At 51.2% G+C, this 26,955-nt stretch carries 15 protein-coding genes and 1 pseudogene; 11 read left to right on the top strand and 5 right to left on the bottom strand.

The features are described 5' to 3' along the window. The 3 genes and pseudogenes from A8990_RS11955 to A8990_RS11945 form a co-directional block, all read right to left on the bottom strand. Positions 1-201: pseudogene (locus A8990_RS11955) on the bottom strand (transposase); the annotation flags it as partial. Between the two features lie 411 nt (positions 202-612). Further along, the gene (locus A8990_RS11950) at positions 613-1,089 is read right to left on the bottom strand and encodes a hypothetical protein (protein ID WP_147306800.1); all 477 of its coding nucleotides are present in this window, start codon (positions 1,087-1,089) and stop codon (positions 613-615) included. A 100-nt stretch (positions 1,090-1,189) separates the two neighbouring features. Further along, positions 1,190-2,032, bottom strand: a complete 843-nt coding sequence (locus A8990_RS11945; RefSeq protein WP_181909532.1) for a helix-turn-helix transcriptional regulator — start codon at positions 2,030-2,032, stop codon at positions 1,190-1,192. Positions 2,033-2,169: 137 nt separating this feature from the next. On the opposite strand from A8990_RS11945, the gene A8990_RS11940 reads away from it, so the two are divergent. From A8990_RS11940 to A8990_RS11925, 4 genes are all read left to right on the top strand, one after another. Continuing rightward, a complete protein-coding gene (locus A8990_RS11940; protein ID WP_245995970.1) occupies positions 2,170-3,012 on the top strand; it encodes a phytanoyl-CoA dioxygenase family protein in 843 nt (280 codons plus the stop codon). 153 nt (positions 3,013-3,165) lie between these two features. Continuing rightward, positions 3,166-4,377, top strand: a complete 1,212-nt coding sequence (locus A8990_RS11935) for an S-layer homology domain-containing protein (protein ID WP_116189253.1) — start codon at positions 3,166-3,168, stop codon at positions 4,375-4,377. Positions 4,378-4,534: 157 nt separating this feature from the next. Continuing rightward, complete coding sequence (locus tag A8990_RS11930; RefSeq protein WP_116189252.1) at positions 4,535-5,329, top strand: ABC transporter ATP-binding protein; 795 nt, start codon at positions 4,535-4,537, stop codon at positions 5,327-5,329. After that, on the top strand, positions 5,313-6,548 hold the full coding sequence (locus tag A8990_RS11925; protein ID WP_181909531.1) for an ABC transporter permease: 1,236 nt from the start codon (positions 5,313-5,315) through the stop codon (positions 6,546-6,548). The genes A8990_RS11930 and A8990_RS11925 overlap by 17 nt, the downstream gene beginning before the upstream one ends. 241 nt (positions 6,549-6,789) lie before the next feature. Here A8990_RS11925 and A8990_RS11920 read toward each other — a convergent pair whose 3' ends face one another. Beyond that, positions 6,790-8,094 carry an aminotransferase class I/II-fold pyridoxal phosphate-dependent enzyme gene (locus A8990_RS11920; RefSeq protein WP_116189268.1) on the bottom strand — a complete coding sequence of 435 codons (1,305 nt, stop codon included), beginning with the start codon at positions 8,092-8,094 and terminating at the stop codon, positions 6,790-6,792. A gap of 229 nt (positions 8,095-8,323) precedes the next feature. On the opposite strand from A8990_RS11920, the gene A8990_RS11915 reads away from it, so the two are divergent. Beyond that, a complete protein-coding gene (locus A8990_RS11915) occupies positions 8,324-9,109 on the top strand; it encodes a helix-turn-helix domain-containing protein (protein WP_116189267.1) in 786 nt (261 codons plus the stop codon). 58 nt (positions 9,110-9,167) lie between these two features. Here the strand turns inward: A8990_RS11915 and asd are convergent, their stop codons facing one another. Beyond that, entirely contained in the window at positions 9,168-9,953 is a 786-nt protein-coding gene (gene asd / locus A8990_RS11910) for an archaetidylserine decarboxylase (RefSeq protein ID WP_116189250.1), read from the bottom strand. A gap of 163 nt (positions 9,954-10,116) precedes the next feature. Between asd and A8990_RS11905 the strand changes: the two genes are divergently transcribed. The 6 genes from A8990_RS11905 (at position 10,117) to A8990_RS11880 (ending at position 26,950) form a co-directional block, all read left to right on the top strand. Continuing rightward, positions 10,117-10,407 (top strand): hypothetical protein, encoded by a 291-nt coding sequence (locus A8990_RS11905; protein ID WP_116189249.1) that lies wholly within the window; start codon positions 10,117-10,119, stop codon positions 10,405-10,407. 115 nt (positions 10,408-10,522) lie between these two features. Further along, on the top strand, positions 10,523-11,704 hold the full coding sequence (locus tag A8990_RS11900; protein ID WP_116189248.1) for a glycosyltransferase family 4 protein: 1,182 nt from the start codon (positions 10,523-10,525) through the stop codon (positions 11,702-11,704). Between the two features lie 268 nt (positions 11,705-11,972). Then, on the top strand, positions 11,973-12,920 hold the full coding sequence (locus A8990_RS11895) for a copper amine oxidase N-terminal domain-containing protein (RefSeq protein ID WP_116189247.1): 948 nt from the start codon (positions 11,973-11,975) through the stop codon (positions 12,918-12,920). A gap of 15 nt (positions 12,921-12,935) precedes the next feature. Then, entirely contained in the window at positions 12,936-19,817 is a 6,882-nt protein-coding gene (locus A8990_RS11890; RefSeq protein ID WP_147306799.1) for a hypothetical protein, read from the top strand. Between the two features lie 143 nt (positions 19,818-19,960). After that, on the top strand, positions 19,961-25,564 hold the full coding sequence (locus A8990_RS11885) for a WIAG-tail domain (protein ID WP_181909530.1): 5,604 nt from the start codon (positions 19,961-19,963) through the stop codon (positions 25,562-25,564). 237 nt (positions 25,565-25,801) lie between these two features. Continuing rightward, the gene (locus tag A8990_RS11880) at positions 25,802-26,950 is read left to right on the top strand and encodes a glycosyltransferase family 2 protein (RefSeq protein WP_116189244.1); all 1,149 of its coding nucleotides are present in this window, start codon (positions 25,802-25,804) and stop codon (positions 26,948-26,950) included. Positions 26,951-26,955 lie beyond the last annotated feature (5 nt).

Below are 26,955 nucleotides of genomic sequence, written 5' to 3'. Positions count from 1 at the left end.
TTCGATTTTTGCAATAAGGAGTGAGTAGATCATGGCCCGCGTATTGATCGATTCCGGACGCCCGCGCTGAGGAGAACCACTGATCGCGTGTAGGATGGTCCCAATCGGCAAATGGGATAAAATAGCTGTATATTTTGCTTCTGCCTCAAATTCCATTAAATCCTCGAAGGAAAACAGCTCTTCTTGTTGAATAGAGTACATAGGAGTGCTCCTTTCTTTTCTCAGTTATTTGGTGTGGTAACCATAACTTCGAGAAATTGGGGAGGCACTCCTTTTTTGCATGCTAAAAAGCCTTTAATTCCAAGGGGTTATTCATTATGAAATTGACTCTAAATCCACTCATTTTCGTTTGAAAATGCTGTTTTGTTCATCTACGTTGGATAAATCCACCTATTTTCGGCAAAACGAGCAGAAAAGGGCTGTTTTGATCAATAATGAGTGGATTTATCCATTATAGACCTCGAAATAGGCTCTTAAAGCCTTTCTATAGTGGATTAATCCATTATAAGAAACGCAAGTAAGTTAGATTGAGGCTCTCAATCGAGCCGCGGGATTTTCTCAGTAGTCTGTGAGGACCAGGCTATTGTTTGCAGGAAACGGCAGTCCGTTCCCTTACATCCCGCTATACTGCTGCTCCGTCATCCCCAGTACCCCCATAATAAATGCTCGAAAACCTTTTCCCCGTGGTTCCATCGCCCAGTATTCTTCGCCGTCTATTTTCACCTGCTGGCATCCAGTAGCTGTAATGGTTACGCCGCGATCCTGATAGATGTTCTTGAATTGCAGCTCGTAGTTGACGCCGTTATCGAGTGGACAGTGCACGATGTCCTTCGGAAAAGCGGGCAGCGCATCCAATCGATCGATAATGCCTTGGATCGCCGTGATATCCTTGATTGTCCGCTCGAACTCTCCGTTAGACAGATTATGAAGTGGATCTTGTCGATCCACGATCAGATAGGGCTGATCCTGTTCCGGCACAGGCTGGTCCTGATTCGAGGATGAGCATGAGCTTAGTGACATGATAACAAGCACGGCTGCAAACAATATCCTTAATGTCTTCAGTTTCATCAGTATTCTCAATGTCCTCATAGCAAAGCAACCTCCGACATCCACTTAAACTTCTAATCCATAGACGATCAATCGTTGAAAATGTTACAAGCTTGGCCGCCGACGCCACGCGTCACTTCCTCTACTGCAACGGAATCCCCTGCTGCAAGCTGCGATACTCCTGCGGCGAAATGCCTTCCTTGCTCTTGAACGTGCGGCTGAAATGCGCGCCGTCATAGAAGCCTGTCGCATACGCGATCGTCGTAATCGGCATCGCCGTCGTCTCGAGCAGCCGTTTGGCGTGTTCGACGCGGATCGATGTGATGTAGTTGCCGATGGTTATGCCCGTTTCCTGCTTGAACCGGTGATTGAGATAGCGCTCGTTCAGTGAGTAGCGTTCGGCTATATCCGTGAGTTTAATCTTTTGCTCCGAACGGCAGAGCTCGTGCAAATCATTAATAACCGAATGAATGAGCCGCTCATGCGCACTCCGCCCAGCTTGTACAATCCCATGATAAATACGGACCAGCACATGCAGGAAATGCTGCTTCACCAGCACGGAATCAAACCTTCCAAAGCTGAGATCCGCCATAATCGAGCGAAAATCCTGCTGCAGCCCTTGCAGCTGAAGCGGCTTCGTATCGAGCTGGAGCTGACGGAACAAGTCGCGAATGGCACCCGCAATCTCAGGCTTGTCCGCGTAGAAGCCGATGTAATACAGCTGGAAATCGCCGTCCGAGCATGTGCTGTTGCGAAGTGTGTCCTGTACAAATAGCAGGTCGCCCTGCTTCACATCAACGGTATGCCGATCCTGCTGCAAACGGATGCTGCCGCTGACCAGATAGGAGAACTCAAACGTGCGGCCAGGCCCATTCCAGCCGCGGTTTTCCCAGAAGCCGCAGGAGTGAACACGGATATGATTCCAATTGCTGTCGAGCAGCTGGATCAATGACTCAAGCTTTGGAAGAATCAGGTTGTCAGCCATATTTTCGCCTCCGATCATCTTACAATTATACAAATCACTCGATTCTTTTACAATCAGGATCTGGATTTACCCGTTATATTGAGTGTATGGAAATACAAACAATCAAACAAACAACTGACGAAGGAGCGAGAACGCTAATGTTGAATAGCATGACACGTGAGCAAGAGAAAGCAGCTCAGGAATTTTACGAAGAGAATGGTTATTGGGTGAGCGATATTGTATTTACGCCGGAGGAAGTTGCCGAGATGCGTGCGGCACATGACCGTATCTGGGCACTCGATTATGACGGTGACGGATTCCCGCTCTGGGAGTGGAAGCCGGACGACAAGCCGGGACGTCTGCGCAAAATCGATAACGCATGGTGGATTAGCGATGTAGTGAAGAACGCGGTGACGAGCCCTAAGCTTGGTAAGCTGGCGGCGAACCTGATGAACTCGGAAGAAGCGCGCGTTTGGTATGACCAAGTCATCTACAAGCCGGGTACAGGTAAAGGCGAGAGCACTTCGGTCGGCAATGTGGGCTGGCACCAAGACTATACGTACTGGCAATGCACGAATACGACGAACCTGGTAACAGCATGGGTTGCGCTGCAAGATACGGATCTGACGAATGGCTGTATGTCGGTCATCCCAGGCTCGCATAAGTGGGGACTGCTGAACTCGGACGGTTTCTTTAACGAGGAGCTCGAAGCCGTGAAGAAACAGATGGAAGTGGAAGAGAAGCAGTGGCGCGAAGAGCCGCTCATTCTGAAAGCAGGTCAAGTGAGCTTCCATCATTCGCTTACGATTCACGGCTCGCGCCAGAACTTCTCCAATGATCCGCGACTATGCGTAGTCGGTCATTATTTCCCTAAAGGCATGGCGTACGAGAAGAAACAAAACGTCGATAACATCCGTTTGCTGGGTCCTCGTCCGAAGCAAGGAGACCTTTTTGACAATGAATATTTCCCGCTTGCTTATTCGGCTTCAGAGCAGGTGTAGCGCGGCTTTGTGCCGCAGTTTTTGACGAAATGGATCGCAAATAAATGGCAAAGGTCGAAGGGCTACCCCCTAAAACCGAATGCTGCTCCCCGAACGGTATTAGCGAAAGTAAAAAAGCGGCAATGACCGTATTCGCGAGGAGAGTGGCACCACATGAAAACAGCCATTTTGAAAAAGGCGGCAGTTACGTCCGTAGCATTACTAACTCTAGCAGGTGGCGCAGGCAGCGCTTTTGCACATGGAAATGACAATGGTCACGGGAACAACAACGGCAAAAATGATGACAAAAAAGATAAAAACAAGCACGAGATCAACCTTCAGTTCAAAGACGAGAAGGATCTGAAATGGGCGCTTGAGTACATCATCCGTCTTGCTTCCAAAGGCGTGTTCAACGGCTATGAAGACGGTACATTCAAGCCGCAGCAGAAGATTACACGCATCGAGTCGATCGTTGCAGCTGTTCGTCTGATGGGATTGAAGGATCAAGCGGAATCGCAAGCAGAGATGAGCACGAAGCTGAACTTCAAGGATGCTGACCAGCTTACGAAGAAATATCCTTGGGCAGTTGGCTATGTAGCAGTTGCATTGGAGAAGGATCTGTTCACAGAAACAGATACAGTTATCCAACCGGACAAGCCTGCAAGCCGTCTGTTTGCAGCAACGCTGCTTGTTAAAGCAATGGGTCTTGATGCAGAAGCGAAGGCTAAAGTGAACTCTCACCTTGACTTCAAAGATGCAGAGAAAATCCCAGCTGGTTCCGTTGGTTATGTAGCAGTCGCAATCGAGAAAGGCCTGATCACTGGTTACCAAGACGGTACATTCCGTCCGAACCAAGAAGTTACTCGCGCTGAGCTGGCTGCACTATTGGGCCGTACGGACGAGCAGCTTCCTGATAACGCCAATGATGCAGCAGCAATTACAGGTAAGCTGAAAGCAGCAGCATCGAACGGTTCGATCACAGTTGTTAAAGCGGACAACACGGAAGCTGCGCTGACGCTTGATCCGAACGTATTTATTTTCCGTAACGATGTGAAAGCAGCGGCAACTGCGCTGAAAGCTGGCGATGAAGTGCTTGTGCGCACGTTCAACGGCAAAGTCGTATTCATCGAAGTAACGAAGCCGGCAGCTGAAACGCCTGCAGTTACAACGCAAGCAGGCCTGTTCAACGCGTTCTCGCTGAACGCGGATGGCAAAATCGCAACTGTATCGATCACGCAAACGGTGAACAACTCTACGCAAGCGCTTGTGCTGAATGTAGCGCCTGATGTTATTATCGTTGGCGATCAAACGAAGCTTGTTGTTGGACACGCAGTTGAGCTTACTGTTATCAATAACATCGTTTATTCCATCAAAGTGCTGGCTTAGTCGGTAACCGATAGCCCCGCACGCCTCACAAACCTCACAAGCCTCGCGTTCTGCCGTTACGGCAGGCGCGAGGTTTTTTATGTCCGTGCAGCGTGCTTATTTTTCATTTTGCGTAAAATTTGGTAGTATCGGTGAGAGAAGAGGAGGTGCGCGTCAAATGGATTCCGTGCTTACGGTAAAAGGATTAACTGGCGGATACAGTCCGCGCAGGCCGGTGCTGCATGATCTGTCGTTCGAGGTCGGCGCCGGGGAAATGGTGGGGCTGATTGGACTGAATGGCGCTGGCAAAAGTACCGCGATTAAACATATTCTTGGCCTCATGCAGCCGCATGCAGGGGAAATTCGAATCGGCGGGCATACGCTGGCTGAGCAGCCGGATACGTATCGCAGCTCGCTCGCCTATGTGCCGGAGTCGCCGCTTCTGTTCGATGAGCTCACGGTGGAAGAGCATCTTCGTTTGACGGGAATGGCGTATAACGTGCAGGAATCGTTGTATGAACAGCGGAGTGAGAGCTTGCTGAAGGAGTTCTATATGGCACCGAAGCGGGGAGCGTTCGCGGCACACCTATCGAAAGGGATGCGGCAAAAGGTGATGATTATGAACGCGCTGCTGGCAAGACCGGCGCTCTATGTCATTGACGAGCCGTTCCTCGGGCTTGACCCGCTTGCGATTCGGTCACTGCTTGATAAGCTCGTTGAGGTGACCAAAGAGGGCTCCGCCGTCTTCATGAGCTCGCACATTCTGGCGACAGTCGAGTCGTATTGCAGCCGATTTATCGTGCTTCATCAAGGCGTCATTGTGGCGCAAGGAACGCTGCAGGATGTGTGCCGCGCGGCTGGAATGCCGGAGGACCGCAGTGCGGGCGTGCTGGAGGAGGCGTTCTATCGGCTTGTAACGGGAAAAGCCAATGGCGGAGGCGAGGGAGCTCATCATCATGGAACGTTCGGTTGATGCGCTGTGGCGCTCGAGGTCTGCCGCGTTCTGGCGGGAGTCGATGCCGTATTTTCGCTATATGGCTCAGAGCGGTCTGCCCGGAGTCATCATTATGGCGCTCCTGGCAGGCATTACCGGCTATGGCATGCTGCTGCGAAACCTGCCTGCGAACTTCCCGGTCGTGCTCGTCGGCGTTATCGTGCTGACGCCTCTCGTATGCTGGAGTCCGCTCCGTACCTGGCTTCGCGAGGCGGACATCGTCTTCCTCGTGCCGCGCGAAGCGGAGATGCCAGCCTACATTCGCCGCTCGATGAGATATAACGGAATGGCGGGCATAGCGGCCGTGCTTATTGGCTGCGCGGCGTACTTGCCGCTCTACCACGCCGGCAACGGACGGACAAGCTTGTTTGTTGTGGTGCTTGCCGTATTGTTGCTTAAGCTGCTGCATATCGTCGCGGCTTGGAGGGAAAGGCAGATCGTTACTGCAGGCAGCCGCAGAGTGCTGCGCGTCTTGCGCTGGGCGGCGACGGCTCTCGCCATTGCTGCGCTACTCAAGGCATCGCTTCTTATCCTTTTCGCGAATTGCATCGTTTTGCTCGCCATCATCTACAATCGGCTGCCGCGTTATCCAATTCCTTGGCTGACGCTGATCGAGGAGGAGAGGCGTACGAGGCGCAGATATACGCTGTTCTTCAGCGCTTTCGCAGATATACCGACCGAACCGGCTTGGGTGAAAACGCGCAGGTACGCAGCTTGGGCAGCGAAGATGATTGCATACCGCAAGTCTAACGCATTCTTCTATTTATATACGCAGACGCTTATTCGGACAGAGCTTGGCGGGATATTGCTGCGGCTGACGGCACTTGGTCTATTTACCGGCTGGCTTGCCGCCTATGAAGCATTATGGGCGGGCTGGGGTTCCGCCGGCGTCTATCTGCTCTTCGTATGGCTGACGGGCATTCAGCTAAGAGCGCTCGCGCAGGCGCATCGCCATTCGGTCTGGCGGCATGTGTATCCGCTGCCGGAAGAGACGCGCCAATCGGCTGTCCTTCGCGTCGACCGCAGAGCATCGCTGCTGTGCGCGCTCGTGATTTGGCTGCCGCAGTGCATCTGGCTCGTGCCCCAAGGCTATGCGCTGCAAGCGGTCGCCGCACTTGCTGTTGCATTAATCTACGTGCTGGCGCTGCGACCGAAGAGCGTGAAGCGGAAGATGTCGGCGGATCCGGAAGAGGATTAACTGACGTCACTCTATTCTAAATTCCGACGCATTTAATTGAGGCGTTTCTTCGAGCATCATGATTTCTCGCAAAATCCGTTTGGTGAGGCGTTTCCAGAGCTGGGCTGAAGATACCCGCGAACCGGTATACGGCGGTGAATGTGCCGGAACAGCAGCAAGGGCAGGCGGCGCAGTTTCAGTAACATGAAAAAGGCAGTTCCTTTCAAGGAGTGAAATCCTTGAGAAGAACTGCCTCTTTATTTTACTTGCTTGCTACTGCAGCTTCTTGCACTGCTTTATAGATCGTATCGAACAGCTCTTCCAGGTTCTCTTCCTCGATGCAAGAGAATGCAACGCGCAGGTCTGTCTCGCCTAGCGCGATTGTGCCGATCTGATACTCGTCGAGCAGGCGCGTACGCACCGTTTCGGCATCGACTGTGTTCAGCTTGAGGCACATGAAGTAGCCGGAGTTGAACGGGTAGTAGGACCATACGTCGCCGTAGCGGCCACCGTCGAGCAATTCTTTGACGCGGTTCGCGCGGGCTTTCATAATGGCGTATTTCTCTTCCTTCTGCGCTTCGAACTCCGGCGATTGCAGAGCTTTCAGCACGAAGGTCTGCGACGGATGCGGACCGCTGGAGATCGTCGCACGGATAATGCCCATTGTTTTCTGTTCAAGTGCATTAAGCAGTGCGTCCGAGGAAGCGGCATAGGTGATAAAGCCAACGCGGAAGCCCCATACGTACTCTTCCTTCGTAGCGCCATCGACCTTGATTGGCAGCACGCGCGGGTGCAGGCCAGCCAATTGGCCGAACAACGATTCATGCATCGAGCCTTCGAAGAAGAGGCCGAAGTATGCATCGTCTGTAACGGCAACAACGTTGATGCCGGCTTCAGCTGCTTCGTTAAGCGCTGCTACGATTTCTTTGCCTTCTTCAGCGCCTGGCGTGTAACCAGTCGGATTGTTCGGGAAGTTCAGCACGACAATCGCTTTGCCTTTGTCCTTCTGCGCCAGTAATGCATCGCGGAGGCCTTGAGCATTGAAACGGTTCTCGCTGTTATATAGCGGGTATTCTACAATGACTGCGCCGCGGCGGATACCGAAGGTCAGCTCGTAGTTCTCCCAGTTTTTATTCGGAATAATGACGGCGTCACCGACATCGGCGAACAGGTCTGCAACGATGCTAAGGCCGTGTGTAAGTGCGTTCGTTACGACAGGATTGCCATAACTCTTATTCGCGAGCGACGGGTTCTCCTTCAGCATCTTGCTGCGCCATGCAGCACGTAGCTCCGGCTTGCCTGCCGGCGGTGCATATTCATAGAGATCCTTCGGGTTATAAGCGGAGAGTGTGTCTTGGATAACCTGCAAATGCATCGGCTGGCCTTTCTCAATTGCGATACCGATCGTTGCATTATACTTCTTTGCCTTTGCTTTTGCTTCGGCCGATTGGCTCAAAATGCCTTCCTTCGGAAAGTAGATCGCTTTACCGAGTGTGGATAACATAGCGAAAACATGGCCGTTCTCGCGCTCAATCGTGGCGTTCAATGCTTCAGCAAGTGGGTTCATGGACTTCATTTCATCCTTCCGGCGATTCATTCTCATTATTGGGTCCCATTGGAAACCGTTAGCTGATATTATAACACTTATTCGGAGCGGAAGACCATGTTCTCTCATTATTTTTTATACTTTTTTGGAGGAGACTGTCCGTGAACGATTGAAGCCAATATTGGCAAAGGAATCGCAGTATTGTATGATGTCATCGATGATGTTGTACAAGCAAGAGGAGGAAGCTGTCATGCTGCATTGTCCGCCGACATCCTTCATATTGAAGACCGCTTTTGCCAAAATCGTCTGCGAGCCCGGATGGAAGTGGCAGAAGCGCGAAAAGCCGCTGGCAAATTACGATTTATTCTACGTATGGAGCGGCAGTGGTGAAGTCATATTAAATGGCACACCGTACCCGGTCAGCAAAGGCAGCTGTTTCTTATTTAAGCCTGGCGATCATACGAGCGCAACTCATAATCCGCAAAAGCCTCTCGTGCTGACGTATATTCATTTTGACGTGGCGGATCCGGTTGATGTCGTTCCACAGTCGTATCGGATACTGAACGAGACGGTGGATTTCGAGCATTTGCTGTCGCGGTATGTGCGCCTGTTCTTGGTGAAGACGTTCGCGGCTGAGGAAGAAGCGCAGCTGATTTTGAAGCAGCTTATGATCTATCTGCTGCGGGAGGATATGGAAGGTCCTGTTGAACGCAAGGGCAGCAATCAGCTGACCGAAGCGATTCATGAGATCGCGAACTTTATTCGGCAAAATCCGGGTATCGTGCACCGCGTCGAAGATTTGGCGCAGCGAGCGCAGCTGTCGCCGAGATATTTTTCGATCAAGTTCAAGGAAATGATCGGCACATCGGTGCAAACGTATATGATTCGGACGCGTATCGAACGGGCGCAGCATCTGCTCATGCATGCGGGAATGAATGTGACCGAGGTTGCTGACGCGCTGGGCTATCGGGATATTTTCTTCTTTAGCCGCCAGTTCAAGCAGTATACGGGGAAGAGTCCGTCGGAAATTCGCTAATCGGGGAAATTAAAAAAAGCGGCAGGATCGCAGAGATCCTGTCGCTTTGCTGCGTTTATTAGGCATTTAATGTGCCGAGCGGTTCGCCCATGCGGACTTTCAGCCCCGTCTTCATATCCGGACGCGGGGAGAAGCTGTTGTCTTCGGTCAGGAGCACAACAGTGGAGCCGAACTCGAAGTAGGCGAGATCGTCACCTTTGTCCATTTTGTCACGGAGGGGGAGTACGTATTTAATGCTGCTGACGTTCATCGCGCCAACTTTTACAATCGCTGTCTCCGCATTGGCATGTCTCATATAAGTAATCAATCGCTCGTTGCGGCTTAGCACCCGGCGCATATGGCGAAGTCCGAATTCGTTGACGGGATACACTTTGCCTAGCACATGCTCGCGTTCCACAACTGTACCTGCGATTGGCGTATGTATGCGATGGTAATCTGTCGGACTTAAGTAGAGCACCATATAGTAGCCGTTCTTGTAATTCTCCATGCGCGGCGAGCGGTTGAGCAGTTCCTCGATCGTATAATCCTGGCCTTTGACATTAAGAATTGTACCTTGTTCAATCGGGCCGCAGCCGGTAATGAGGGCATCCACCGGGCTTACAAGTGCAGCTGGATCCTGATCAATCGTTCGTGCGCCAGCCTTCAGCCGACGGGTGAAAAACTCGTTCAACGTGCTGTATTCGTGCAGCTGCTTCTCGGCTTCCTCTATAGCAATCCCGTACATACGGGCAAATTTCGGGATAAAGCGCCGGCTAGCGGGCGACTGGGCAAATCGACCGGTTATTCGCGAAATCCATTTGCGCGAGCTAAGCTCGGTCATTGATCGGAGCAGCCATTTAGTCATGCCGGTAATTCACGTCCTCTCTAGGTTTACGGGGGAAAGTCCTTCGATATCTGTTGTCTGTGAACTAGTGTGACATATCGCGACTTAATTAGCAATAGAGTTGATTTCCAGTACGTTTATCGGAAGCATGAATAGGCGAATACTGGCGTGTGAGGTGAAGAATATGGCGGGTTTTGTTCTTGTTGGGGTAATTATTGGAGCGGTGCTGCTTATTTGGCTGAGAGGGAAATCGGACGGGGTCAAAATGCTGCTCGATGGCTTGGCGGTTCTGGCCTATCTCGGCTTTTTCGTTCTAGGTGCTGCAAGCGTGGCAAGGACGATAATGGACGATACGGTGTTTATGACACAGGTGCACGAGGTGTTTAACAGCCCGATTTTTCTCGTGAGCGGTGCATATTTGGGGCCATACGGTTTGGCTTTGCTCGTACAGCAGATGGTGGGCAGACGCAGCTAGAGTTAAAGAAGAGGCGAATGGTACAAGAAATAGGGCCTTTCGCGCGTGTCCATGCTCGTCAGCTTCACGTATGCTACGTTAGCAAGCTTAATCGCATGAGAGGCGGGCTTTATGAATGGCTAGACCGAGAATCGCTTTTGTAACGCCGGGGACGTTTCCTCTCCCTTCACAGAACAGCAGCTCTGTAGAACGAGTGGTGGAGAAGCTGGTTCCGCTGCTTGTGCCTCGGATTGACGCGTGTATTTATGGCAGAAGCAGCCGGACGCTCGGGCGTTGCGGGAAGCTAAGCGGTTCGGCGGTGGAGCGGTTTCCCGCTGTGAATAAACGGCTTTACTTGAAGCGCGTTGGTCATGCCTTGCGCCGTTTCCAGCCTGAGCTAACGCAGGTGGAGAACCGGCCGCGCTATGTACTTAGACTTCGGAGACAGCAGCCGAACGGCAAAATATGGCTGAACCTGCACTCCTCCACGTTTATTCGCAAAAGTGTGATCAGCGAGACTGAGCTTGAGCGGAGTTTCCGGGCAGCAGATCGCATTATCGTTAATAGTGAATACCTGCGAGAGGACGCGGCGGCTCGCGTACCGGCGTACGCACATAAGCTGCGGGTCGTCTATCCCGGTGTAGATACGGAGCGGTTCGTCTCTCAATATACGCCGGAAGGCGCTCGCAGGCGGATGCAGCTGCGTTCGGAACGGGGCTGGGCAGGGCGCAGTGTTGTGCTCTTTATGGGCAGGCTGTTGTCGATCAAAGGCGTGCACCATCTGCTTCAGCTTATGCCGCGGCTGATCGAAGAGCACCCGTCGGTACTTCTTGTTATCGTAGGCGGAGCTTTCTACGGATCGAAGCGGACGACGGCTTATGTGCGCGAGCTGCACCGGCTTGGCAGGAAGATGAAGGGGTATGTGCAGTTTGTGCCTTATGTCCCTTATGGCGAAGTGCCGGGCTGGTTTCTCGGCGCCGATGTCGCTGTCGTGCCGTCGGGGAAGCGGGAGGCGTTCGGGCTTGTGAACGTAGAGGCGATGGCATGCGGATTGCCGGTCGTTGCTACTCGAGCTGGCGGGATGAAGGAGATCATTGAGGACGGCGTGACAGGGTATCTTGTGAATCCCGACCAAGTCGTGCCCGAGATGAGAGCGCGTCTATTGGAGCTGTTGCAGAGCGACAGGCTGAGGCACGAGATGGGGCTGCGGAGCCGGGAACGGGTGGAGCAGCATTTCACGTGGCAGCATTCTGCGGCGCGGTGGCTGGAGCTGTTCGATGAGGCGCGGCTTGAGGCGGGGGTTATAGATAGGTTATAGGTAGAGGTAGAGGTAGAGGTAGAGGTAGAGGTAGAGCGGGAACGAGTATATTAATTAAAGCAGTGAAGATAAATAGAGTAAAAAGCATGAAAAATATGGTTGTAATTTATCGAAATACTCGGTAATATGGGATTTAATAGTAATGAAATGTATGTACGAAGCAGGAAGCACCTGCTTGCGGGCTGGTTATTTGGCTTGCAGGCGGTGCTTTTTTGTTTGTTTTTTAAGGGATTTCTCAAATTACATCATGATAAAAGGAGAATGAGAGATGAGAAATGTAAGGACGGTACTAGTTGGATTGACTTGTGTGGCTGTTGTGATTGCGCCTATGAGTTTAGTGGGGAGTTCAGCCTCTGCAGCTGAAAAGGCTACCAAAGTGGAATCAAAACTATCAATTAAGGTGTTATACAATGCGCGTCAGTTGCCATCTGATGTACAGCCTGAGAGTGTTTACGGAACGACATTAGTGCCGCTGCGCGTGATATCGGACAAGCTTGGCGGCAAGATTACGTTAAAGGGTAAGCAAATCAGTATCGTTAAAGGAAAGAGCACACTTGAGCTGACAATTGACACAGCTTCGGCAACGATAAATGGTAAAACGGTTAATCTGCCTGTGCCCGTCAAAGTCAAGTCGGGACGGACACTGGTGCCGCTTCGTGTCATTAGCGAGGGGTTAGGTGTAGCAGTGAAGTGGGATTCTGTTAGTCAATTTGTTTGGATTGGCAATAAAGATGTGCCCAAATTAGAAGATGCTGTGAAAGCTGTAGATATTAAACCTTACTTGAAGTACTTCTCTGGAAAACAAGGGAAGATGATTGTTAGTGATGGTTTTAGCCCGACGAAAACAAAAGCAAGGATTATTAAGGAGACTGATTTTCCTCTCATAATTTCGGGTGATATCTATTACCGACTGGATCTAGCATATTTTGATGGTAAAGAAGTAACACGCGCTGTTACCAATGATAAAGGAGTAATGGGAACATCCTTTTATGTTTTAGAGAAAGGGAAGTCGGCTAGATTTAGGTCTGAGTTTTCTGGAATTCGCGAGTCAATTGGTGATTATCGAATTCATTATAACCGTGTTGCTTCTTCGATCGATGAAAACGATTTTGGTATGAAAAATTACGAATCTTTTAGAATTAAACAAGCTGATTACATCGGCATTTTTGCGCCATCTGATAGCGTTATACTCGTTGACAATTATTTCGCCAACTAGAAGGAAGGTCACTTTGTGAAATTGAGAAAATATATATCTGTCTCCTTGCTAGGAGCGGTTGTACTCTCTCTTCTTTCCCCGTTTATGGGTTTGTTTACTGCGAGTGCAGCGCAGTCGTTGGATTTCGGGAATGCGGGAGTCAACCTATACAAAGATCCTAGCGGAGATCCGCTTAAAAGGTATGCTGTTGGATTTATGTCTTATGATATTTGGAGTGATTCTAGCGGTGCCTGGACTACAAAAAAACCTGGTGATACCGTTTCTACAAGTGAACTAAAACACACCTATACATTTCCAGCAACAAACCGAATTATTAAGAGCGTTACTGTAAAACCGTTTGTTGCATCTTCAAAATATGGTGAGTATTTTAACGGATCAAGAAATACGGATAATTACAATTCGTATCAACCGTTTTTCTCAACTAATACTGGAGGTCCGTATAAAGGAACGACAACAGGAGAAGGCACAAACTCGGTAACAATCGATGTATCGATGACAGGGAAGTTAGAGTCAGCTAACACTTTTGACATAAGAGAAATGTCTGCCATAGACCCTTGTTCTGGGTGTAATTCTAACGTAAAGGGGTTTCGATACTACTACCCGGTCTTGTTCGAATTCACGCTCGAAGGCCAGTACGAAGTCCATAGCGTTGCAACGGATGGCACTTCGCTAGATTCTAAGATTCCCATTCAGAAGGGAATCATGAAGGTTGGTTCGACTTACCCGCCAGCACCAGGCACGAATCCCAATTACGTCTACGCCGGAAAATATAAGAAGTCCACCAACGGCAACGATCCACAAACCAATCCTTTCATGACTGACTCTGCAACGTTCACCTATGATGGGAGCTTCGACCAGTACATCATTAATTATTACTACGAACCGAAGCCTACAAGCGGCCAGATCAAGATTACCCATGTCGATGAGCAAGGACATAGCCTTGACGGAGTAGCCGGTCTTAAAGACTCGACGAAGACTCTAATCGACGGTCAGACATATTCGTTTCAGCACGATGAGCCAACTGCCGGATCAGGCTATACCTACAATGGTTACACGAAGGCGACAAATGGGGGCGAGGCTGATATTTCTTCCCTGACACCTGCCGCTTCTTACAATCTAGGTAAGTACGACTTAAAAACATTTGCGCCACTCGTGAAACTTGCCTATGTATATCATCTTGAAAATAAAGGCGAGGTACATATCAGACATATGGTGAGAAACGGACCGACAGGCACCTTCTCGCAGGAGAAAGAAGATATAATTCCTGTTGCTATTTTTCCATTTTCGGGCACCTATAAGGCTGACAGCCAGTATGGAAAAGCACTTGCCAGTAACTCGTCATATATCACTTATATCGATTACCAAGGAGCGCTAAAAGACCAACCGATTAATCTCACCGTATCGCAAACCGATGCGTATATCTCTTTCTATTACGAGAAGAACATCGCTGGCCAAGTGCAAATACGGCACATGGTAAGGGAAGGTCCAACAGGAGCTTATAAACAAGCTCAGCTCATTGTTGAAGACGCTAGCGCGCTGCCATTTAACAAAACGTACGGTTTTGATAGCCAGTATGGTGATATCAAAGGGAGCAACTTGTCATATGTTTATTTTTCCGACCTAGTGACCCCGATGACGAATCAACCTGTATATCTGGATGCAACTCGTAATAAAAGTGGTTTTGTTTCTTTTTTCTACGAGACACCAGCCAAGTTCACTGGAGATTTCGATGTGGTGCCCTCAAGTATTGCTTATAAGGACTCATTCAAGCTGCAGCCACGCGATTTTCTATTAAACGGCTGTCCTTATAAATACCACTACTATAAAATCGAACGAGACGGAACAACTTGGACAGGTCCTGCAGTTTACGGTATGACTTCGGATTCGAGTTATACATATGGTAATTATCCTTGGAATATCGGACTCGGCTACCATAGTGTCTACATGAAGATCGTAACAGATTGCGGCGTCTCCGACTGGATTGGCCCAGAAGTTCTGAATGTGTCTGGACCCGCGAATAATAATCCACCAAGTTTCAAGATCGGTTTTGTTCATTCCTATGACAATAAGCATCCTCTGCAGGAGGTCGTAATTAATACTGTACTCGACCTCATCTATATTGATGATCCTGCTGTTCCAACTCCTCATGATCCAGACGGGGACGATGTGATCTTCATGGGATTTGATACTGCGGCGAGCAGCGATCCTTTTGTTCAATCCATACCATCTAATAGTTATGCATACATCGATGGGCAGCACTCTCTTAAGATGGACACGCTTGGGTATCACCGAGTCTGCGGCATGATGCGTGATACTTTTGGAGCGACATCCACAACGTGTACCATGATAAAAGTAGTGCCGGAAAATCCAGTTCCTATTCCTGGATGTCCGGTAGAAGTTATTGCAAATCATCCTGTTGATATGACAAAGTTTGATGCAAGTCAGAGTTACAGCCCAATGGGAAGAACGATTAATCACAGTAAGGATGAATGGACGAACAGACAGACGACGTATACCAATGACTCGAATGAAGATATCCATATTGTTGTGAGCTTAGATGTGTATGACGATTCCGGTTTGAAGTCCATACAAGCAGGAACGTGTACGATTACTGTAAAACCTGATCTTCCGCCAATAGCAAAGCTGCTTGTACCAAGTGTAGGACTGCGGGGCGAAACGGTAACCATTCCGAATCTGTCTACGAGTCCAGACGGAGATCAAATTATTAAAGCCGAGTATAAGTACAAATATGATACCAATAACAATGGTTTCTACGACAATGATTGGCAGGACATACCAGGTACGCTGGAAGAACTGACGTTCATACCGAACAAGGTTGGCAGGTATCTGTTCTATGTGATGGTGACGGAAGAGTATGGGATGATTGGCGATACGTCCGGATGGACTGCATTATCCTATACACTGAACGTCTCGAACCTTGCGCCGGAGGTGTCATTCGATGTGGAGGGGAAGAATCCGCAGCCAGATTTGGATCTTCCAATGAGCTATCCCGCTCAGGACATTCTTAATACGTGGGATCTATTCGATATGAATACGGGAGACAGAGTTGCGAACCCGAAGATAAACTGGTCGATCCGCAACGGTACGCTTGAGGGCGGGACAGGAAAGCAGCCGGAACATCAGTACAGTCATTTTTACTCAGAAAGATATTTCAATAATGATTTTTACAATGATCAGGTTGAGCCTACATTTGACTTTGGGTATGGTGCGAACGGGTTGTCTCCATATCGATCAGCTGCAGGTTCGAGTACCGTGTCAAGTCCACTGCTTGACGCGAATAATTACCCCATCTACTTAAATAACAATCCGGTCTTCCGGACGAACGCAAAGTATTTCTATTTCTTATCTGACAGCAATACGATCTATGCCATGAATAAGTCGAAGATTGTTAATCCGCAGCTAGCTAATCCAACAGGATTTAATATTACCTATTCGTATCCGAATGGATCGCCATATGATTTCATGCTCGCATACCCAAATACCTCAGGTACGAGAGTGAGTTTCGAGCTAGGAGATCGGACGCTCTATGTAATCTATGGAAATGACGTCATCACTTATGATGCCTTTACAGGTGCGCTTATTAACAAGGCATCACTGAATGGATGGAAGCCTACTGAAGATTTATTTCCTCAAGGTAGAAGGAACTTGAGATATGCATCTACTTTCACGAAAAATGACAATCTTGTTCTCTTTATTCAAGGGAAAGCATTAGAGTTCAATAGGAATGCCGAGGTTGTCACAAGTAAACCAATTGCAGCTCGTCCAAATGTCCCTTCGTGCTACTTTGACCCTGCAACCGTGTACAAAGATACGAAAGGCAATTATTATGCGTACGAGTCTTGTTATAGTGCACCAGGTGAAAAAGTGGCTGTCATTAAACTCGACTCGAACTTCGATTTACAATGGAGAACTATTCTGGGCGGAGAATTCAATATCATTGGTCCGTGTAATCGCGGTTTTTATCAGTCCAATGACAATTACCCTGTTCTAATTATGAACCCAATGAAAGGAGAGGTGATCGCCAGAAGCTATACCTATCCTGGTGGATGGGATTGCAGCTCCTACTTGGAGAGCATCGATATGGATTCAGGTCATTCGATTAGCGTAACCGGTCAATATGACTTCACTTCGGAGTACGCCAATTTTATGTTCCTTGCGGATGGAACGAAGGTAGCGAATAAGAAAGACAGGCAGCCAGAAGTATTAACCATTGATGGTGCGCGCACTGTACTTGGCAACTATACCTCGTCGGGCGGATCGTACTGGACGAATGTGTTTCCATACCTAGCCAACTACTATTTTTCATTCCCAGAGAGCACCAATAGTCACCAGGTTGCGTCCTATACGAATAATGCGACCTTCTTAATGTATATCGGGGATGGGATGTATGTGACGCTCGGACACTATACGACGTGGGGAACAAGGGTTGATTCCCAGTGGGTCCCTTGGCTTATAAAAAGTGCGCCGTCAACGAACGCATTTCCAGAGCGTTTTAGACTTGGTCATTTTATCTCCAAAGACGAGTATGGTGACGCCGAATTAAACTTTTCAATGAAAATGCTGTCTACTACTTATGATACTAATGATTTCGGATTTTCCTTCCGGATTCAGAACTTAGACAATCGTTATGCAGTAGAAGCAACGAGTACATCTGTTGAACTCGTCAAATATGTTGGTGGTAACCGAACCGTGCTCGGAAGTGCAGCATATCCATTCAAGAATGACACGAATGCCGTATTCAAGATTAAAGCAATAGGAAAAGAGCTCACGATTTTCCTAAATAAAGTGCCTATTATCGAAACGCAGGACAGCAGCTTTACATCAGGACGTTTTGGGCCTTATTCAGACAAAGCGAATATCAACTTCTGGGGCATTTCTGCGAAGCAGGCGAGTGAAATGAACATCTGGTCGGATCAATATGCAATCTTGGACGAGTCCGGGACCGATGCTTCTGCAGAGGTCGAATACAACAACATTGTTTTTAACGATCCGGAAGGCGATCCGCCGACACAAGGCAAGTACACTTGGAGCGTAAGCCATACGCCGCGATTTATACATAATCAAGGCATATCTACACTTGATGGTAAGACGTTCAGTAATGCACAGTTGAAGTTCGATAAGGTCGGGGATTATGTCGTGGGCCTAAGGGCGAAGGATGACCCAAACCCTGACTATTTATCGCCTGACGACACCTTTGATGCTTATCGCAAATTGTCCAATATGTTTACGAAGAAAATCACCGTTCACCGCAGGCCGATCTCAGACTTTAGTCTTGCAATTCTAGCGGACAACACGGTGGAGTGGACTGATCGCAGCCATGACCCAGACAGATATGAAAGCTCGACCGATTACTCCACGGAGAGCACGGGGATTGATTATCTGGCTACAAAAGGGATTATGGAGAAGTTGTTCTATTACATCACTCCTAGTGGTGACTATGCAGCGAAGAAGCTCGTGAAGCCTGCGGAAGTTGGAACCTACGAGGTAGGCATGGCGGTTCGCGACGAATATGGTGCATGGTCGGAATACACAGTGGTCACAATGGATGTTACGGCTTTGCCAGCTCCGAATACTCCGCCAGTTCCTGGTTTTAGGACCAATGTGAAGAGTGCATTCCGAGGTGAATCTATTACTATCGTTTCAGAAGCCTACGACAAAGAAGATGGCGATCGCACAAACCTGCCGCACCAGTACTATATCAAGAACGAAACAACAGGCAGTGCTGAAGTGTTTGCAAGTGATTCGCGCACGAGCTGGGATAAGGCATTCAACACGATAGGGCTCTTCACAATCCGGCAGATCGTTGAAGATTCCGTTGGCGATGCCTCCCAGTTTAGCAAACAAGTAAGCATTGTGAACCAGATACCAAGCGCGGATATCTACATTCCAGGCAGCACAGATCAGCTTAATCCTACCAAGTTGACCCTGTTGCGGCCTGCGTTCAAATGGAATTATTCGGATGCAGACGCCGATTCGCAAGCGCAGTACGAAATGAAGATTTATCGCTACGGCGGTATTCTTGAATATCAGTCTGGTATCAAATCCATAAGTGATCGTTTCTGGACGCCAGGCGTGGATCTGCCAGAGAAGGTCAACATGTACGCCATGGTTCGCGTCTTCGACGGATACGATTGGAGCGAGTGGAGCGAGCCGAAGTTCTTCTATATCGAGACGAATCAGCCGCCGACTGTTGATTTTGATTGGAAGCCGAAGCCGCTCTATGAAGATGATGATATTATTTTGCTGCCGAAGATTACAGATCCTGATCATGATAATTTGACGGTCACCTATCTGGTCACGGACCCTTCGGGGGCAAAACAGACTTTTGCATATGCAGCCAGTTATCCTTATGTAGTAGCGGGTCCGACGATCAAAGCGAATCGTGCAGGTTCGTACACCGTTCAGCTTACCGTCTCCGATGGAAAAGCGCCGCCTGTGACTGTGAGCAAGCTCATCACGGTACTGCCGCTAACGGTCAGCGGGAAGGTAATGCACACCGACGAATGGGATAAGCGCCGCAAAGAGAGCAATAAGAAAGCATCCGGGGATGAGAACAGTCCGCGTGCGGCTCAAGTTTTCTGGGCGGGAGAGCGGTTTATGCTGAGTGCCAATACGACTGACACGGACACAGCAACTGCTGCTAATGAAGTGAAGGTGACGATGAACGGAGTAACGGTAAGCCTGACTGCTGCTAATTCGGCGCATACGGGCTGGAGCGGGGACATGTGGCAGGCGGATTTTGAGAAGCTGCCCGAAGGACCGCTGACTTTCACGTTCAAAGCGATTTACAGCAACGGAGCGGTGAAGATAACACCCGTGACGATCGTCATTGCAGGAAATGTTCAGCAGACGGTCGGTGTTCACCGCAGGCAATAAAAGCCGTTAAATTATAGTAAACTGCCTCCACTTGGGGGCAGTTTTTCTGTTTGCATGCGTATTTTGACATTGTGGTTGTGTGACCAGCCCATGGGTGAATGCATATGATACCTATGACATTGAAGTGGAAGAAGGAGAGGGCTATGGCGAAGAGCAGCAAAGGAAAAGGCCCCAAAGGGCGCAAGCCGTTATTTTACGTGGATAATCCGAACGCGTCGGAGTTAAAATGGCTCGAGGAATTGAAGAAGAAGAAACCAACGACAACGGCTAAAACGGGCACATCTGACAAGAAGCTGGTACAGGTTAACGGGGCAGCGCCTGCATTAGAGCAGGAAGCGGCAGTAGAGGGGCAGCAGGATCAGAATACAGAAGCTGTGCAGCAGCAAGCTGAAACAGCAACTGTTTCTTTTGAGGCGGTTAGTACAGCACCAGTAGAAGCAGTGGAAGCGAAACCAGAACCAGTCGTAGAGGCTGCGGCTCCACAAGTAACGGAAGTCGTGGAAGCAGCCAAAGCGGCTCCAGTTGCGCAACCGGTTGCTCCAGCAGCTCAACCAGAAACGAAAGCTGTCGTCCAAACAGAACAACAGCTGCAGCAGCAGAAGCAACAAGAAGAGGAGCTCCATGCGGAATACATGGAGGAGCTGCTTCAGCAGGAGCTCGTCAAGAAAGAGGAACTGCTTGAAGAGAAGCGTATGCCGGATTCACCATTGCCATTCATACACACAGATGATATTGCTGATGATGCGATTACGACGGAGAAGCTGGCTCATAGCGCTGTAGACTCGACGCGCATTAAGCCAGGCGCGGTGATCACGCAGACGATTGCTGATTTTGCGGTAGAGAGCATTAAAATTGCCGATGGCGCGATTACTTCCTCCAAGCTTGCCTCGGAATCCGTTACGAGCGATCACCTTGTGAAAAACGCGATCTCCGGCCAGAAGATCCGTGATCGCTCCATCACGGGCGAGAAGCTGCGCGACAACAGCATTACTTCCGAGAAGCTGGCGGACCGTACGATTAGCGCGGATAAGCTTGCCGAAGGCTCGATTGAAACGAAGCATCTGAAGCCGATGATCGTTACGACAGAGCTGCTCGATGATCAGTCCATTACGTCGGGCAAAATCAGAAGTGCTGCCATTCGCACCGAGAACATTGCGAACGAAGCGATCTCGACTTCGAAGCTTGCCGAAGGCTCCGTCACACGTTCGAAGCTTAGAGACGGCTCCATCACGAGCGAGAAAATTAGCAGCGGAGCTGTTGAGTCGGGCCACCTGCAGCCTGGGCTGTTGCTCGCAGAGCATGTTTCCCCAGGTGTACTGCGGGGAAAGCATCTGGCACTCGGCGAAATAACAGCAGACCATCTAGTCGAGGGCGCGGTGGGAACAAGGGAGCTTCAGGCGGGAAGCGTAACAACGGAAATATTAGCGCAAGGGGTAGTCGGACCAGGGGAGATAAAGGCAGGGGCCATTAAAGCGCACCATGTCACAGACGGCGAGATCGTGACGACGCACTTGCGTGACCAGTCGATTTCGACGCCGAAGCTGGCTGATTTCTCGATCTCGACCATTAAGCTCGTTGATCAAGCTGTAACCTCCTCCAAAATCGCGGATCAAAGCGTTACAACGAGCAAGCTGACAGATGACGCCGTTCATGGCAGACATCTCAGCAGGCTGACAATAAGCGGCGACAAAATCATTAGCGACATGATTGAAGAGCGCCACATGAAAGAAAATTCGGTCGGCTCCAAGCAGCTGATTGCAGATAGTATCGAAGCGGCGCATCTTACCGCGAATGCCGTTACGGACCAGAAGATTGCACCGCAAGCCGTGAAGCAAGCTCATATCAGCGGCGCGGCAGTAGGGCAGGCGCAGCTGGCTGACGCATCGGTAATCGAGCGCAAGCTGGCGGACGGAAGTGTAAGCAGTGCGAAGATTGGCGAGCTGGCGATTCAGACGAAACACATCGCTGACGAGTCCATCACGTTTGACAAAATCGCACCGGAAGCGATTCGCGCCTTCCACTTGTCGCCGGGAACGGTGACGGAGGAAGCGATTTCGCCGGAAGCGATATCGGCCGCACATTTGCAGCCTGGTCTTATCGACGCTTCGCACCTGAGAGAAGGAGCTATCGAAACAAGCGCGCTGCAAGACGGAGCAGTTAAATCCATCAAGCTCGCAAGCGGTTCGGTAACAGAGCGTCACTTAGCAGCGGGAGCGGTATACTCGCATCACTTGGCGGACCACATCGTCAACTCGGTGAAGCTGTCTCCAGAGAGCGTATCGACAGATAAGCTGACGGATTGTGCCGTTACTTCGAGCAAGCTGGCCGACAGCAGCGTAACGACGGCGAAGCTCGTGAACGGTTCGGTAACAAGCGATCAACTGGCACCTGGCACGATTACGCGCAAGCACCTGACGAAAGGTGTTGTAGAAGGCGACCATATCAAAAGCGGGGCAGTTGGAGAGCGGCATCTCGCAGCCGGCATCATCGGCACCAATTCGCTCGCATCCGGCTCGGTTACAAGCGAGAAGCTTGCAGCAAGCTCGGTAACTGGCAGCCACTTGGCGAACGAAGCGGTGAACAGCCAGCATTTGGCGGAGCAATCGATCTTTGGCGTACACTTAGCGCCGGTGAGCGTGCATGAGGTTCACCTCGGCAACGATTCGGTCACATCCTCGAAGCTGGCAGAAGGCAGCGTAGCAAGCTACCATTTGCAAAATGAATCGGTCGGATCGCGCGTCATCGAACCGTCCGCAATTCGCAGCCAGCACGTAGCAGCAGCTTCGATCGACACGAATCATTTGGCAGAGTCGTCGGTGGGCAGCAATCATTTGAAGGTCGACAGCGTGATGCAAATTCACCTGACGGATGAGTCGGTTGGCACCGATCAGTTGATCAACGAAGCGGTAACAGGCGGCAAGATAGCGCAGCTGGCAATCAACGGCGACCACATTCAGCTCGAGACGATTGCGGGCAAACATTTGAAGGCGGAGTCGATCCAGGGCTACCACATCCGCAAAGGTTCGATTACGCAAGCGCATCTGGCATCGGAGTTCTACACGTTTGAGAAAGCGCCGGACAGCATCATTCATGGCAGCAAAATCAAACGGGGCACGGTTGGCAGCGACTTATTGAGCGACGGAGCAGTAAACGGCGCGAAGCTGGCGAACGGCGCAGTCGGTCAGGAAGCGCTCGGCACAGGCGCTGTCGGCGAGAAGCACCTTCAGAACGGTGCAGTGACTCTTGGCAAAATCGCACCGAAGTCCATCGCGGGAGCGCACTTGATGTCCAGTTCCGTTGGCACCGAAGCGATTGCGGATGGAGCGGTAACGAGCGGCAAGCTGGCAAGCGGCGCAGTTGGCGCAGAAGCGCTCGGCGAAGGCGTCGTTGTTAGCGCGAAGCTGGCGGCAGGAGCAGTTGGCTCGGAAGCGCTTGGCGAAGGTGCGGTTGGCAGCTCGAAGCTGGCTAAAGGCGCGGTTGTCGCGGAGACGATCGGAGACGGTGCAGTAGTAAGCGCGAAGCTGGCAGCGGGAGCGGTTGGAGCAGAATCGCTGCGTGACGGCGCGGTTGTGAGTGCGAAGCTGGCAAGCGGAGCGGTTGGCGCGGAAGCGCTGCGTGACGGCGGAGTCATCAGCGCGAAGCTGGCGGACGGCGCAGTCGGCAAAGAAGCACTGCGCGATGGAGCTGTAATTGGCGCGAAGCTGGCAGCAGGCGCAGTCGGCACAGACGCGCTCCGAAACGGTGCGGTAGATAGCACGAAGCTGGCGGCAGGCGCGGTTGGCAAGGAAGCGCTGCGTGACGGTTCGGTCGTTAGCGCGAAGCTGGCAGCAGGCGCTGTAGGCGCAGAAGCATTGCGCGAAGGCGTTGTTGACGGATCGAAGGTGGCAAACGGAGCGATCGGCGAACAGCATCTGCAGGATGGCGCAGTAACGGCTTCGAAATTGGCGCAGCGTTCGATTAGCGCAGGCCACTTCCTCCCGGGATCGGTCGGCAGCGAAGCAATCGGCGACGGTTCGATTGTAACGAATAAGCTTGGCGACGGCGCTATTACCGGCACGAAGCTGGCACCTGGAGCGGTTGGCGAGAACAGCTTGCAGAACGGTGCAGTTACGCTTAGCAAAATCGCGCCTCGTTCGCTGACAACAGCGCATTTCATCCCAGGGGTGATCGAAAGCAGCTTGCTGTGCAACGGCTCGGTCACGGGTGAGAAGCTGGCTGAAGGCGCAGTCGGCACGGATGCTTTGGCAGACGGATCGATTACGGCATCGAAGCTGGCACCGGGACTGCTCGAGCAGGAACAGCCGGAACTGGTGGACGGCAGCGTAACGGAGAGCAAGCTGGCGAACGGTGCGGTTCAGGCGAGCAAGCTCGCTGAAGGTGCAGTGCAGTCCAGCAAGTTGGCGGACGGCGCTGTAGGAGCAAGCAAGCTGGCGGATGGAGCGGTCGGCAGCGAGAAGCTGGTTGACGGTTCGGTAACGGCAAGCAAGCTCGGCGATGGCGTAGTAGGAGCAAGCAAGCTTGCAGACGGCTCGGTCGGCAGCGAGAAGCTGGTGGATGGTTCTGTAACGGCAAGCAAGCTGGCGAACGGTACGGTGAGCAGCGAGAAGCTGGTCGACGGTTCGGTAATCGCAAGCAAGCTGGCAAATGGTTCGGTTGGCAGCGAGAAGCTGCTCGACGGATCGGTAACGGCAAGCAAGCTCGGCGATGGCGTTGTAGGATCGAGAAAGCTTGCAGACGGCTCGGTCGGCAGCGAGAAACTGCTCGATGGCAGCGTAACGGCAAGCAAGCTCGGCGATGGCGTAGTAGGAGCAAGCAAGCTTGCAGACGGCTCAGTTGGCAGCGAAAAACTGGTTGACGGCGCAGTAACGGCAAGCAAGCTGGTGGACGGTGTAATCGGCTCGAGCAAGCTGGCAAATGACTCGGTCGGCACTGAAAAGCTGGTCGACGGATCGGTTACTGCAAGCAAGCTTGCAGACGATTCGGTCGGCAGTGAGAAGCTGGTTGACGGCAGCGTAACAGCAAGCAAGCTCGGTGACGGTGTAGTAGGAGCAAGCAAGCTTGCAGACGGCTCGGTCGGCAGTGAGAAGCTGGTTGACGGCAGCGTAACAGCAAGCAAGCTCGGTGACGGTGTAGTAGGAGCAAGCAAGCTCGCAGACGGCTCCATAGGAAGAGATAAGCTGGCTGATGGTTGTGTAACGGCAAGCAAACTCGGCGACGGAGAAGTCATCGCAAGCAAGCTGGCATATGGTTCGGTTGGCAAAGATAAGCTGCTGAACGGATCTGTCGGCACAGAAAAACTGGCAGACGGCGCAGTTACCGCTGACAAAATCGCTCTCGGCTCCATTACGGCAGCACACTTGGCGCTGAATGCAATTCCAGCTCAAGCTCCGGCTGCTCCTGCGAGCAGCACAGTCGATTCCTCGACCTTGGAGAATGGCAGCATCGGAGCGGAGAAGCTCGGCTTTACGCCGGTAACGACGTTGAAGCGCCAAGCGCCGGTGCTCCAGCAGTTCGGCCTTGCGCCGTACAATTTCCAAGGCAGCATGGGCGAGATGCTTGACGTCACGATCGGCTTCGACCAGCCGTTCAGCAGCCCATCCTATGTGTTCGTCGCAACGACGGATCAGCCTTCCTGCTTCGCGGTCATCAAGACGAAAACCGCGGCATCCGTACAAATCACACTTGTACGTACGCGCATTACGCCGGAACCGATCGGTCTCGTGAATTGGATCGCGATCGGCCACTAAAGAACCGCATATCGCACGGATAACAAGCCGGAGCGTCTTCGCATAGAAGACCTCCGGCTTTTGCTATTCGGTCCATCCTATCTGTCATCATAGAACGATCACTAGATTATCGTCCCATTGCGCACCTCAAGGCAAGAAGTGAGGCGTACGCCTTAACGTACAACAGCCGTTCCTCTTACTCTCAACTAGCCATACACTATGTGGTAAAAGACAGTATAGCCAGAGGTGAAGATGTCTATGAAGCCCGTCGCAATAGCCGGCTTGCACACGCATAGAGGTTTGTACCTTACGGAAAAGCAGCCGCGGCAAATCGGCCTAGAGCCGGCTAACTTCAATCATGTTTCATCGTCATCATCACAACCTAGCAGAACTAACAAGAAGAGGCAGCTAGGAGCCAAGATCTCAGCCGCATCAGCTTCCGGACGGAAGAACAGAGCTTCCGGCTCTTCTTCAAGAAAAACAACAGCCGCATCCTCAACGACTCGACGCACCAAAACAAAAACAAAATCGAATGCAAAAGCCAAAGCCAAAGCCAAAGCCCAAGCAGCCCATCCAACTCAGCCGCCGAATACATCCGCCCAGCAACCGTCCCAAGCTTACATCCCGCCTGCTGCGAAGCCGCATATTATACCGGTCGAAGCGCAAGCGGCGGACTCGCCAGTCGTGTCGGTCATTATCCCCGTCATGAACGAACGCCGCACGATTGGCCGTGTAATCGAACAAGCAAAGCTAGTTCATCCGAGCAGCGAGGTTATCGTCGTCATCAATGGATCAACAGACGGATCGGCTGTGATTGCGAAGCGCAAAGGAGCTCGGGTGATTCAGTTCGAGAAGCCGCTCGGCCATGATGTGGGACGAAGTGTAGGCGCGATGGCGGCGAGAGGGCAGGTGCTGCTGTTTATTGACGGCGACATGGTGCTCCGCGCGTCGGAGCTGAGACCGTACGTCAACTCGGTGTTAAGAGACGGGGTCGATGTTGCGCTGAACAACTATTCAGGTCCGACGAACAAAGCAAACGTTCACAGCGTTGTGCTTGCCAAGCATGCGCTGAACGCGATGCTCGGCCGGCCAGACCTGAAGGGAACGTCGATGACGGCTGTGCCTCATGCGCTGAGTCGCCGGGCGCTAACGGCAATCGGGACAGAAGCGCTGGCCATTCCGCCGCTTGCGCATACGAAGGCGGTACAGCAGGGACTTGCGGTGACGACGGTGAATCGCATTAACGTTGGCAAGCTCAACCTGCCTCGGGTAAAGCGGGAGCGAACGAATCCGCTGGAAATTCTCATCGTTGGCGATCATCTGGAGGCGATTGACTGGCTCGCGAAGCAAACCGATGAGCGCGGCGGCTACGTGGATGCAATGCGAAAACGTGAACTGGCGAGGTGATGGCA

This window comes from Paenibacillus taihuensis (assembly GCF_003386535.1).
GTDB lineage: Bacteria > Bacillota > Bacilli > Paenibacillales > Paenibacillaceae > Paenibacillus_Z > Paenibacillus_Z taihuensis.
Note: the sequence above shows the minus strand (reverse complement) of the source record. Positions and strands in the feature narration are given on the sequence as shown.